Below are 12,040 nucleotides of genomic sequence, written 5' to 3' on the forward strand. Positions count from 1 at the left end.
ATGTCCCTTTTGGGTCGATTGCTGTGTACCGGATTCATCCGAGACCGGGTGTGGGGCGGTCCGATGGCGGGGCCGCGAGCGTCGCCCATGGCACGCCGAGGTCGGCGAGTGCGCGCAGCTGTTCCGGGGACAGCCGGTCGCGACGTTGTTTCTGGTTGGCGTACCAGATCCCGGTGCGGTGCTCGGCCCCGTCGGCCAGGACCTGGACGACGGCCCGCCCCGGCATCCGGCCCTCCCGCTCGATGTACCACCTGAGGGCTTCGAGGCCTTTCCGGAAGGCGCCGCCGCCCCTGCCCGGCCTGCCCGGAGCCGTTTTCGCCCCGGTCTTGCGAGCCGGTACGGTCTCCTTCACGCCGAGTTCGCCGAGCCGCGTCTGCTGCTCCTCGTTCAACCGGCTCCAGTCGTGTTGCTGGGTGGTGAGCCACCGCCCGATGTCCTCGCCGTGCCGGGTCACTCCCGGGACGATCGCCGAGAGCAGCGCGCCGTCGTCCAGGAGCTGTTTCAGGTACGTGTAGTGGCGTTGCCAGTCGACGGTCCAGCCGCGTTCGCCCGGGTTCCAGCCGGGGTCGATCGCTGCCAGCGCCGCCGCCCGCCGCTCTGCCCGTGCCGGGTCCTTGCCGAGTCCGCCGGGCCTTCTGACGTTGGTCAGCCATTGTCCGACGGCCCGGTCGAGCATGGTGGCGTGCCGTGGGGCGGCGAGCGTGCCGTGCAGTTCGTAGTAGGCGTGGGCAGCGCCGAGATTCGTCTCGAAGCCGACGTCGGCGGTGTCCCACACGATCCCCAGGCCTTCCAGCTCGGCGGCCCGCTCCCCGTTCATCCGCCCGACGCGGAAGGCCCGGCGCTGGTCGGAGAGCCAGCGTCCGAGTGGGTAGGCGCCTTCCACATGGTCGTACGGCACCTCCAGGTGTTGCTCCCGCTGCCGGAACCGCAACGCGGCTTCGGCGCCGCGGCGCCAGTCCTGGCGTTCGGTGTTGAAGACCTGGTAGCTGATCCACTTCGCGATCAGCGCCGGGTCGCGCGGGGCGGCGAACCGCAGGAGCAGCCGGGCCTCCTCCTTGCCGTCGTCGGGCGCGGAGCCGATCAGTCGGGACGGCTGCACGATGCGCTTCTGCGCCTCCTGTGGAAAGGCGAGCATTTCCACGGCGCGTTCATCATGAGCCCGGAGACCGTTCAGAACCCGAATCAGCGGCCCATAAGATCCAGAGGAGATGATGTCCCCGGGATCCTCGTCGGCGGCCAGGAACACGGGCACGACCAGGGTGGCCATCTTGCCTTCCCCGGGCTTCTGCCGGAGGGCCCGGCCGATGGCCTGGACGATGTCGACGGCGGATCCCTTGGGGTCGATCAGCGCCACGCTGTCCACCGCCCGGATGTCGACGCCTTCGCCCAGAACGCGGCAGTTCGCGAGCACGGCGCGGCCGGCCCGGCGGCCGAAGTCGGCTAGGACGGCGGCCCGGTGTTCGGCCTCGTGCTCCCCGCGCAGCCACCCCGTCCACACCTTCGCCGGGTGCCGGGCCGGGTCGACGGCGTGCAGCCGGCCAGCCACCCGCTCCAGGCCCTCGGCGAAGGCCTGCGCCTCGATGGTGCGGTGGTGGAAGGTGATCGTGGTCTTCAGCTCATGGGTGGCCATGGCCTCCAGGAGGGCGGTTTGCATGGCGGCGAGCCGCTCGCCCCGCAGCCGCTCCTCCCACCGCTCGTCGCCGTAGAGCCGATCCGGCGTCACGACGGGGTCGCTCAGCTCGACCACGACCACCTGATAGCGGGCCAAAAGCCCGCGCGTGATCGCGTCCGCGAGCGACAGCTCATAGACGACCGGCCCGAACACCCGCGGGTCGTCCATCGAGCACGCCAGCTCCGCCGGCAGCGCCTCACGCAGCGGCTGGTACGTCCGCCCCTCGGCCTCGGCCTCGGCCTCCCGCCGCAGCGCCGCCACCTCAGCCGCTCTCTTCTCCTCCCGCGACCGCGGTGTCCCCTCCGCCCAGATCCTGGGCGTGGCGGTCATGTACAGCCGGCGCCGGGCCGGGATCACCTCCTGGCGGTGCACGTCCGCCCAGGCCTTCCCCGCCGACCCCGAAGTCCGGTGTGCCTCGTCCACGACCACGAGGTCGAAAGCCTCCATCGGCAGCCCGTACCCGCCCCGGTGCGCTTCGGCGATCACACCGAGGGAGGCGTAGGTGGCATAGACGGTGACCGGCCCCCGCCCGTGCCACAGTCCCAGTTGCGGCGCCGATGTCGTGGTGCGCACGTTCAGGCCGTGGAGCTGGGCGTTGCCCTCCAGCGAGCACACGGCGACCGCGGGGCCCGCGTGGCCGGCCGCACGCCATTCCCGTGCGGTCTGGGTGAGCAGGTCCAGGGTCGGCAGCAGCACCAGGACCCGCCCACCCCGCACGAGCCGGAGCGCGGCCGCAGCCGCCATGAAGGTCTTCCCGGTCCCGCACGCGGCCACCACCGTCGCCCGCAGCCCTGCCTCGGGGATACGTCTCCCAGGCGGAATGTCCAGCCCATGGACGATTGCCTCCACGGCCTCTTCCTGGTGCGGCCGAAGAGCGATTCTGTTGGTCGCCTGCATTCTGAACTCCGCTGAAAAACAGCCCGCCAGGCGGGAGTGGCCGGGTTTCGGGATGCTACACACCACACCACCAGGTCATACACACATGACTGTACCGGAAACCCAGGAGCCAATCGGCCCAGTGGATACCATAGTATTTCAAGTGGGCTTATTTCGGCATTCTTCCGTCCCGAATACCGATTTTGCGGCCAAAATACCCACTGGTCCGTTCTGTGTCCACCAGTGAGACGCTATTCCGGCCCTTGACGAGCCGCCCTTACGGCTGAAGAGGGAGGGAATGCATGAAGATTCGAGCGGCGGTGCTTTTCGGATTGGTTGCATCCTTCACGGTCGGGTGCGGAGAAAAGCCCGGCAAATGCGGGTGCTGATCGCGGACATCGCGTTCACGGAGAACCGGTTCCCGGTGCGGCGGATCCGGACCTGGTCAGCGACCGAAAGTCCCAGGTCGGAGGAGATTTGATCAAGAACAGCACGCCGAACGGCGGCCTGCTCGGCCTCCGACAGAACCTGGTGCTCTCCCACGCGACGGCCTCGCGGCCGGGACAGCAGTGCGTCCCGGCCTCCGGCCCGCCGCTTCGCCCACCAGTTGTCCACGGCTTTCACCGACACCTTGAACAGGGCGGCAACCTCCACCAGCTCCCGGCCCCCCAGCAGCGCGGACACCGCCGGCAAACGCGGCCTCCTGAGTGACCTGCGGCAGGTATCGGCGCCGCTGATGTCAGAGTCGGCTGGAACACTGCGGCCGTGATCAACGAGACAACCGCAGACCTTCCTGATGCTCCCGTCGGCTCTCTGCCGCCCCCAGCGCAGGCAGAGCTCGCCGACACCGCCTGGGCGGGGCTGCCGCACGCCTGCACGGGCCGACACAATGTGCCCGACACGCCGGACATCCTCATCGGTGTGCTCGCCGTCGACCCTGCCTGCCGGGTGCGGGCGGTGGGGGACCTGTACCGGCTGCTCCTCAATCAGGAACGCGTGTTCCCGGCGACCACCCCGGCAGCCTTGGTCCTCGCCCTTCTTCTCGACGACCCGCGCACCCTCACCGAAGACCGGTGGGAGCGCAGGGCCGGCCGACGGCCGCTGCGCGCCGAGCTGCTGAACTGGCTGGCTTCGTTCGCCGACATCGCCCGCCTGGACGCCGAAGAGGGTGTCGGCGCGGCGCAGAATCTGGCCGCCGCCCGCGCGGCACGGCCGTTGCTCCAGGCCCGCATTGCGGATTTCTGCGAGGACGACGATCGGCAGGTGAGGGAGGCGGCACTCGCGGCCACCGCCCTGCTGCTGGCCGACCCCGCCCTTGCCTCGTCCGCACCCCGATACGCGCCCGCCGTCCGCGCGGTCCTGGCCGTGAGCGCGGACTCGTACTACCGGTGGATCGCCCGGGAACGGCTGGCGGCTTGGGGCGAGGACATCACCGGTCTCGTCGCCGCGGAGAAGGAGCGTCGCGCGGCTCTGAACCGGGCACGCGCTCTGGCGGACGACCCGTTCGCGAAAGGCCAGGAGCAGACGATCCGCTGGCTGGAGGAGCAACCCGAGGACACCGCGGCTCTGGAACGACCCGGCCGCCGGCGCGAGAGCCGGGCCGCACCAGCGCAGGCGACCCCGCACAAGCCGGCTCCCGAACCGCCTGTGGCCGCCCCGGGAAGCGAGGCGGGATCCCCGGACCCATGGCGGATCGCCAGGGGCGAGGAGCGCGCCGAGTGGACGTTCACGCCGTACACAGGCGTCGGCCCACTGCACTTCGGGATGACCTTGGAGCAGATCACCAGCGCCCTCGGCGAACGCCCGACCATCACCTCCTACTCCCATCACGGCGAAGAGCACCGGCTCGACTTCGCCGACTTCGCCGCCACCGGGATCAGGGCACTCTTCCGGGACGGCCGCCTGGGGTGTGTGGCCGTGAACGCGCTCATCGGCCCCCAGGTGAGACTGGACGCAATCCCACTGACCGGCTGCGCTCCCTCCCAGGTGGAGAGCTGGCTCGTCCACCGCGCGACACTGCGGCCCGGCAGCCTGAGGTACAGCGTCGCCGGCGACCCGGTCTTCACCGACCTCGGCCTGGCGATCCGGTCCCAGCGTGCCGGCGACATCGTCCTGACCCGACCGCTCTTCCTTCTCCACGACTGGCTCGACCTGTGGGACTCGCTGCCCCGTGAGGAGTGGAACTGCGTCTAGAGCGTGGTTCGCCGGGCGGCCCCGCCTGCGTGCGCGGCCGCCCGGGGCGACGCCCGTCCACTCGGTGCTACCGGAGGGTGCTGTGTACCGCCGACCGGGTGAGGCATCAACGCGAGCAACTCTGAGGCCGGCCGGCCAGGAGATGGTCCTTTCGGCTACCCGCCGATGGCGTCCGAGCCGTTGTGAGGACTCGATGCCCTTGCGGGCGATGCGATGCCGGCGAGGGCCGCCCCCTTGAGACCGGGCGGACGTCTCAGGCATCACAGGTCGGTAACGCTGACGGACTGATCCCTCTCGCGAGCACGGACCAGGGAGCCGCTGTCTTCTTGGCACCCGAGGTCCATGGGTACCCCGACGGGATCGTGGTCCAGGGCTCGGAAGGTGACTGGGTCGGCCATCCCGTGACCTTCGCCGAGTGGCTGTACCGCTACCTGATCGGCGAGGAGATGGCCGGCTGGGGCAGCGCAGTCCTGCACCCCGGGCCCGTCCTCCTGGAGTATCTGCCCGCAGGACCCGGCCAACGGACCCGCGAGGTGTACGGCCCAGAGCGCGGCGGGTGAGCCCCACCACCCAACGAGACGACGTCTAAGTGCCGAGGCCGCCGTCCTGGCGGAGGGCGGTGCGGACGCCGGTGATGACCACGGCGATCAGGGAGAGGGCGATGACGGTCTCGGCCCACAGGAAGGCGAACCAGTCCACCACGCAGCCGATCGGAGGCGTGCCGGGAGCGGTGTTGCGGAACGCCGCGAGAGCGAACAGCGTGGCGGCCATCCAGGCGAGGGCGGGCCAGACCAGGCCCTCGCCGCGGGTGGTCAGGTACCAGGCGCCGATGAGTACGGACGCGGCCAGCGCCCACATGACGCCCATCATGAAGACCGCGAAGACGAGCAGGCTGCCCGATCGGGTCAACACCAGTCCCATGGCGGCTTCCTGGCGGGAGAGCGTAGGTGTCGCGGAGGCCGAGAAGAGCGTGTCGTTGTTGGAGAACAACATCCGCACCGGCACCTGCCTGCCGCCCAGCTGCGCCCAGAACTCGACGTCGGTGTCGTAGGTGTCGAACGGGTAGTCACTGATCGATCCACCCGTGATCGCGACCTGCACGTCCCTGGTCGTGAGCCGCTCGTGCGCCCTGAACGCCAGGTCGCCGAGGGTTGCCGCGGAGGTCTGAAGGTTGAGATCGGCCACCGGGGCGGACCCCTCCTCCTCGCCGAGGGCCCCGCGCGGGCTGACCCGGACCCGCAGTACCAGCTCTCTGGCAGTGGCATCGACGCGTTGGACGGTGGCCTCCACGTCGACCCGGTCGGTTGCCCCGGATCCGATCGTGTGGACCGTGTCGACCGCCTGCCGCTCGCTGAACTGCAGCCACGACCCCACGGCCACCGCCACCACGATCAGCACCGCGATCGGAAGCAGGACCGGCAGGATCGACGCACGGGAGCGGCGTGGGTGAGGCGGGTCCGGGGGTGGGGCCATGGTGACTCCGACAAGGCGGGAGGGGCTGCGGGCTTGTTCGGACCGACGCCGGGGGCGGACCCCGCGCCCACGCGGCCGCGGTCTGCCGATACCCGGCGCGATCGTCACGGACGACCGCCTTCTCCTGGACGCGGACGACGACCGCAGTGCGATCCTCGTCCACCGCGCCGGCGATCCACCGCAACCGGGAGGGTGTGTCGGCACCGGCCGGCACCCCGGTCCACTCCGAGAGCCGCGAAGCCCTTGCGGATCAATGTCCTCGCCCTCTCGCGTCCTCTCGCGCACCGGAGCCGTGGGCCGAGGACGGTTCCGTGGCCCCCTTCCGGCCCGACCCCGTGTCGGGCAGGATGCCCGTCGCACCGGGGCGTTCCTCCCGGGTGCCGGCACCGAGGGGGAGGCTGCATGTCAGCAGGGGACCAGGGGACGCTCCGGGACGCCTTCTACCGCGATCCCTATCCGCACTACGCACGCGCCCGCCGCGCCGACGGGCTGACCTGGATACCCGAGGCCGAGGCCTGGCTGGTCGCGCGGGACGGCGACGTACGGGAAGTGCTGCGCCGTGCCGAGGACTTCTCCTCCGCCAACGCGCTGCTGCCGGACGTCCCCGTATCGGAAGCCGCCCTCGCCGTCCTCGCCCGCGGGTTCGGGCCGCGGCCGACCGTGGTCTCCTCGGACGGTGCGGCCCACCGCCGCTACCGGACCCCGCTGAACCAGGGGCTGTCCCCGGGCCGGGTCGAGGCCGTACTGCCGTACGCCCGCGAGCAGGCGCGCGAGCTGGTGGACGCCTTCGCCTCCGACGGCTCCGCCGAGCTGGTGGGGGCGTACGCCCGGCGGCTGCCCGGTCTGGTCATCGGACGGCTCATCGGACTGGATCCGGCCGACGTCCCCGCTGCCGTGCACGGGGGCTACCGGGCGGAGGAGTTGCTGTTCCGCCCCCTGTCCCCGTCCGGACAGGCGGCCGCCGCCGAGGACGTCGTCGCACTCCAGGTCCTCCTCGACGGATACGTGCGCGACCGCCGCGCCCGCCCGCGCGAGGACCTGTGCTCGGACCTGGTGGCGGCCCTCGCTCCGGGGGACGGCGACCTGACGCTGGAACAGCGCCACGAGCTGGTCGCCAATCTGCAGAACCTGCTGATCGCGGGCTTCCTGACGACGAGCGCGCTGATCTCCTCCGCTCTGCTGCACCTGCTGGGCGACCGGGAGCAGTGGTCGCTGCTCTGCTCGGATCCGCTGTCGACCGAGGCCGCCGTGGAGGAATGCGCCCGCTTCGACACGGCGATCCAGGCCTTCAGACGGGTCACGACACGGCCCGTGACGCTGGCCGGTACGCGGCTTCCGGCGGGAGCCGGCGTGCTCGTGGCCTACGCTTCGGCCAACCGGGACGAGCAGCGCCACGCGGGCGCGGACCGGTTCGACATCCGGCGCCCCGTGGACCGGCGCCACCTCGCCTTCGGCCACGGCCCGCACGCCTGCCCGGGTGCCCGCCTGGCACGCGCGCAACTCCGCGTGACGCTGGAACTGTTCTCCCGCGTGCTGCCGGGCCTGCGGCTGGACGAACGGTGCCCGCCACCGTCGATGCGTCCGACCCTCATCCACCGTTCGCCGGAGACCCTGCACGTGACCTGGTGAATGGTTCCCGACCACGGTCGAATCCGGCCGTACGAGGGGCGCGCGGGGCCACCGCCGTCGTCACGACTCCGCCGGATCACGTCGCGGACCGGGTGCAGAGGGCGGGGGAGCGGCGACCGGCGGGCCGTCCCCGTCACGAACCGTTCCGCCGCCCGGCAGGCCCTGCGCCACCTCATGGGTTCGGCGTCGGCGCACACGGGTGATCGAGCCCCCACTACGAGGGGCGGAGGACCGGATCGATCCCGGCCAGGCTCTCGCGCAGCCGACGGGCCCCCCGGGCAACACCCTCGTCGGCGTCGCCCGACAACTCCTCGCAGAGCCGTAGCGCCTCGTCCAGGTCGGTCGAGAAGACGCCGAAGACATCGAGGACCGCCGTGTGGATCCAATCGGCGTGATGGCCATCGGCCACTGCCAGTGCGGACGCGATGATCTCGAGTCCGGCCCGGTCCTTTCGCCGAAGCAGGCCCTCCGCCGTCCGCCGGGTTACGAAGGTGTCACCAGGATCGAGCACAAGCCCCAGTAGCGGCCCTACGGCCTCCTTCATCTCGGCGAACCCTGCCAGGCTGTGACCGGCATCCGCCCGGTCACGCCAGTCGTCGCCCCGCCCGAGTTCGACGAGCGTCACGACGACCGCACGCCGCAGGTCACTGTCCACGGAGCCACCCACCCCTTCCACGATCTCGGTCAACGTATCAGCGGGGCGCACCGTGCCGGCCGATCGCCGGAACAGGTCCTCTACCGTGACGATCCGGTGGTCGCGAGCCGGGCGGTGATGGCGGCCGGCCAAGGTCCGGGGTGAACGTGCCGAGCATGACGACCGGTTGGCAGGTCACTTTGGCGAAGGCGTGCAGGGCCCCGAGCAGGGCCGTCACGAGCATGCCCGCGATCGCGTCATGGTCCTCGTCCCCCACCGTGAACCGCACCGAACCGGAGACGATGCAGAAGGCCTCGTGGTGTCATGCGTGACGGTCCTGCTCGATGCGGCGCGCGCCCTGCTCGACCGATATCCCCCTGACCCGCGGGCCGTTCCACCAGAGCGGACTGACCGTGCGCGAGCTGCGCGCCACGATCCGCCGGCCCGCCACGCCGGCCTGAGGCCGGCCGGTCCGGCCGATTGGGCAGATCCGGCCGACCGCCGCTCACTCCTCGCCCGGAGGGTCCCGCCGCTCGTACGGTGCGTCCAGCAGCCCCAGCAGCCCCAGCAGCCCCAGCAGCCCCGGGTGGACCAGCGCGTCCCCCAGGCGGGGGTGGGCGGCGAGGATCCGCGCGTCCCGCAGCCGGGCCAGTGCGGGCCCCGGGTCGTGTACGGTCCGCCCGCGCAGCCACTCGGCCGACACGGCAGGGCCGGAGCGGAAGTGCCGCAACACCTCGGCCGCGGCCGGGTCGCCCGAGACCCGGCCGAGCGCCGCGTCGAGGAGGTTCCCGTACGCGGTGACCGTCGCGGTGCGGTGCCGGGCCGTGTCGGTGACCGCCCGGGCGAACAGGGCGCCCCAGTGCTCCCACTCTCCCTCGGCCCCGGCGACGACGGCCCCGTCGTGCTCCGCGCGGTGCGCGTCGACCCAGCCCTCGACGTCGAGCAGCAGGCCGGGCAGCAGCCCGGCGCCCACGAGATCGCACTGCGCGAGCAGGCGGGCGGTGCGACCGTTGCCGTCGGGGAACGGGTGGACGGTGAACAGCCGCAGCATCCCGAACGCGGCCGCGTCCAGCGCCGGCGAGGCCGTCCCCACGGCCCAGCGGTACCAGCGCTCGACGTGGCCGTGCAGGGCCCGGCCCGGCCCGGAGCGACGCCGATGGCGAAGCGCCGGCCGTCGGGCCAGGTGACGCGCGCCGGGGCACGCCGGAAACCGCCCGGGCCGGGGATGCTCGGGTCTGCCGCCACGAGCATCCGGTGCAGCTCCGCGAGCGCGTCCGGGGTGAAGCAGGGCCGTCGGCCGGGCCGTACGCGCAGCTCCTCGCGCACGGAGGCGACGGCGAGCAGGCCGACGGTGGTGCGGCCCTCGGCGGCGTCGGCGATCCGCTCGGCGAGCAGCGCCGGATCGGCGGGGTCCACGTGGCGCAGGTGCAGCCGGGTGCGGATACGGGGCCGGTGGAAGAGGTCGGGGTTGCCCAGGTGCGCGGCGGTGGCCGCCGCCAGGTCGGCGAGTGCGTCATGGGCGCGGGTGCGGGCGGCGGCGGGTACGCACACGGCGTCCGGCGGCGGTACGACGGGACGGATCCGTCATGCCGCCGCGGTGGCGGGAGCGGCCGTCAGCAACTGCGTGCCGTCACCACGCCGGTGGGCGCGGTGACGTTGACCAGTTGGGTGGTCTGGCCGGCGCTGCTCGTGGTGGTGATCGCGTGGACATTGGTCTGGTACTCGATGTAGAGGCCGATGCTCTGGCCCGGATTGAGGCTCGTGGTCAGTCCGTAGGACTTGGTCATCGTGGTGTTGAGCTCCGTGCCCACGGCGGCCTTCAGCGCGGCGCTCAGGTCGGCCGTCAGGCTCGCGTTGACCTTCACCGACACCGTGTAGGTGATGGTGCGGTTGACCTGGAGGACGGTGTCGCCGCTGTTGCGCTGGCACTTGGGGAGGTCGTCGGCCTGCTCCTCCCACTTCTTGCCCTCGCTGGCCACGATGGCGGTGCTCCCGCAGTCGGCCAGGGAGGCGATGGCCGTCGCGTCCAGCGGAGCGGGTTCCACACGGAGGAGGTGCCCCGTGTGCGAGGCGGCGTCGAGGGCGGCGAGCAGGGCGGGCGGGGTCTGCCGGGGCCGCAGCGCGAAAGCCAGCACCAGCGGGCGCGCGGCGCACTCCTCGGCGAGGGCCTCCACCAGCCGGGCCGAGGCGGGATCCGCGTGGTGGAGGTCGTCGAGGACGAGTACGCTCCCGCGGCCGCCGTCCCGGCGCGCGCACCCGTCGAGCAGTGCGCGCACCAGCTCGTGATCCGATGCCGTGTCCCAGGGCGGCCCGGCCCCGGCGGCGGGCGGACGGAGACCGGCCGTCGGGGGTGCGGCCCGTTTCCAGGCGTCGCGGAATACCTGGTACGGCTTGGCCTCACCGGAACGGGCCCGGGCCCGCAGTACGGTGGCGCCCCGCTCGGCGGCGAGCCGGGCGAGCAGGTTCAACAGGGCGGTTTTTCCGATGCCGGGGTCTCCCGCGACCTCCAGGACCGTTCCCCTGCCTGCGTAGAGGGACTCGACCGCCCGGGTGAGCGCGGCGATCTCCTCCCGCCGCCCCGCCAATGCCGGTGCCTCTGACACGGCTGCCCCCTCCCCACCCCCGGAGGGCGACTGCGGGAAATGCTAACGATCTTCACCAGATCGCGACAAGGGACAAGAGCTGTGAAACGGCGCGCGTGGCTGCGGCGGGAAGCACCGGGGCCGCACAGCCCGCCCGGCCACCCATGTCGGTGCCGGGCGGGCGGCGAGGTCCTGCCGGACGGGCCACGGGCGCGCCCCGTGGCCCGTCCGGTCAGACGTAGCGGCATACCGACGGCGGACGGCAGGAGCACGGTCACCCGCGCAGCGGTCCACCACTGAGGCCCACGGGTTCCGGCCAGTGCGCGCCAACGTCTCCCGAGCCGGTACCCGCTCGGGGAGACGGCCGCAGCGGGCCGCCGCCGACACCCGCCACCGCCGGCAGGACACCGGTAGCCGGTCGGCCGCAGGCGGTCCTCGGCCTTCGCTCAGGAGCGCGGTGAGACCTTGACGATGGCTTCGATCTCCACGAGCTGTTCGGGAACCGACATGTCGGAGACACCGACGATGGTGTCGGTCGTGCGGTGGTTGCCGACGTACTCCTTGTGCAGTCTGGCGGCCGTGTCGAAGTTCTTGCGGAGGTCCTTGGTGAATATCTTCATGCTGATGATCTGGCTGCGCGGGACCCGGTAGTGCGCGAGCACCTTGTCCAGGTTGTCGAACGACGTGCGCACCTGCTTCTCGAAGTCGCCGGCGCCCACGAAGTTCCCGGCCGCGTCATGGGACACCTGCCCCGAGATGTAGATCGTGTCCCCGGCTCTGATGCCCTGCGAGTACCCGTAGGACTCCTCCCACGGCACCCCGAACCCGAAGTGGTCCCAGCCGCGGCGCGCCTGGTCCTGCGCGCTGGCCCCCTGCAATCCCGTGAAGGTGATCATCGCGGTCACCACGGCGGCCACCATCGCGGTGATGCCGAACCTGCGCCTCGACTTGGTCATACCACTCGCCCTTCCGTCCCCGTTG

11 protein-coding genes and 1 pseudogene are annotated in these 12,040 nt (G+C 71.8%); 4 read left to right on the forward strand and 8 right to left on the reverse strand.

The genetic code is table 11. The features are described 5' to 3' along the window. Positions 1 to 34 precede the first annotated feature (34 nt). Together ACEPPI_RS06935 and ACEPPI_RS06940 are read right to left on the reverse strand one after the other, a co-directional pair. Positions 35 to 2,569, reverse strand: a complete 2,535-nt coding sequence (locus tag ACEPPI_RS06935; protein WP_373914345.1) for a Helicase associated domain protein — start codon at positions 2,567 to 2,569, stop codon at positions 35 to 37. Positions 2,570 to 2,893: 324 nt separating this feature from the next. Beyond that, positions 2,894 to 3,232: a helix-turn-helix domain-containing protein gene (locus tag ACEPPI_RS06940; protein ID WP_373914389.1), complete on the reverse strand. Its 339-nt coding sequence runs from the start codon at positions 3,230 to 3,232 to the stop codon at positions 2,894 to 2,896. 81 nt (positions 3,233 to 3,313) lie between these two features. Here ACEPPI_RS06940 and ACEPPI_RS06945 point away from each other — a divergent pair, with 81 nt between their 5' ends. Then, on the forward strand, positions 3,314 to 4,741 hold the full coding sequence (locus ACEPPI_RS06945; protein WP_373914346.1) for a hypothetical protein: 1,428 nt from the start codon (positions 3,314 to 3,316) through the stop codon (positions 4,739 to 4,741). A 120-nt stretch (positions 4,742 to 4,861) separates the two neighbouring features. Here ACEPPI_RS06945 and ACEPPI_RS06950 read toward each other — a convergent pair. Continuing rightward, positions 4,862 to 4,954: pseudogene (locus ACEPPI_RS06950) on the reverse strand (IS5/IS1182 family transposase); the annotation flags it as partial. A 113-nt stretch (positions 4,955 to 5,067) separates the two neighbouring features. Here ACEPPI_RS06950 and ACEPPI_RS06955 point away from each other — a divergent pair. Then, a complete protein-coding gene (locus ACEPPI_RS06955; protein ID WP_373914347.1) occupies positions 5,068 to 5,301 on the forward strand; it encodes a hypothetical protein in 234 nt (77 codons plus the stop codon). A gap of 25 nt (positions 5,302 to 5,326) precedes the next feature. On the opposite strand, the gene ACEPPI_RS06960 is transcribed toward ACEPPI_RS06955, so the two are convergent. Beyond that, entirely contained in the window at positions 5,327 to 6,214 is an 888-nt protein-coding gene (locus ACEPPI_RS06960; protein WP_373914348.1) for a DUF4436 family protein, read from the reverse strand. 402 nt (positions 6,215 to 6,616) lie between these two features. Between ACEPPI_RS06960 and ACEPPI_RS06965 the strand changes: the two genes are divergently transcribed. Continuing rightward, positions 6,617 to 7,843: a cytochrome P450 gene (locus ACEPPI_RS06965; RefSeq protein WP_373914349.1), complete on the forward strand. Its 1,227-nt coding sequence runs from the start codon at positions 6,617 to 6,619 to the stop codon at positions 7,841 to 7,843. Between the two features lie 214 nt (positions 7,844 to 8,057). On the opposite strand, the gene ACEPPI_RS06970 is transcribed toward ACEPPI_RS06965, so the two are convergent. Both ACEPPI_RS06970 and ACEPPI_RS06975 read right to left on the reverse strand, forming a co-directional pair. Further along, positions 8,058 to 8,498, reverse strand: a complete 441-nt coding sequence (locus ACEPPI_RS06970) for a hypothetical protein (protein ID WP_373914350.1) — start codon at positions 8,496 to 8,498, stop codon at positions 8,058 to 8,060. Positions 8,499 to 8,982: 484 nt separating this feature from the next. Beyond that, on the reverse strand, positions 8,983 to 9,765 hold the full coding sequence (locus ACEPPI_RS06975; protein WP_373914390.1) for a Fic family protein: 783 nt from the start codon (positions 9,763 to 9,765) through the stop codon (positions 8,983 to 8,985). Between ACEPPI_RS06975 and ACEPPI_RS06980 the strand changes: the two genes are divergently transcribed. Then, entirely contained in the window at positions 9,732 to 10,208 is a 477-nt protein-coding gene (locus ACEPPI_RS06980; RefSeq protein WP_373914351.1) for a hypothetical protein, read from the forward strand. The two genes, ACEPPI_RS06975 and ACEPPI_RS06980, sit on opposite strands and share 34 nt — an antisense overlap. Here the strand turns inward: ACEPPI_RS06980 and ACEPPI_RS06985 are convergent. Together ACEPPI_RS06985 and ACEPPI_RS06990 are read right to left on the reverse strand one after the other, a co-directional pair. Beyond that, positions 10,091 to 11,080 (reverse strand): DUF6426 family protein, encoded by a 990-nt coding sequence (locus tag ACEPPI_RS06985; protein ID WP_373914352.1) that lies wholly within the window; start codon positions 11,078 to 11,080, stop codon positions 10,091 to 10,093. The genes ACEPPI_RS06980 and ACEPPI_RS06985 overlap by 118 nt on opposite strands. 425 nt (positions 11,081 to 11,505) lie before the next feature. Continuing rightward, complete coding sequence (locus tag ACEPPI_RS06990; protein ID WP_373914353.1) at positions 11,506 to 12,015, reverse strand: RidA family protein; 510 nt, start codon at positions 12,013 to 12,015, stop codon at positions 11,506 to 11,508. Between the last annotated feature and the right edge of the window lie 25 nt (positions 12,016 to 12,040).

Origin of the sequence: Streptomyces sp. AB3(2024) (genome assembly GCF_041862025.1) — a bacterium.
Classification (GTDB): domain Bacteria; phylum Actinomycetota; class Actinomycetes; order Streptomycetales; family Streptomycetaceae; genus Streptomyces.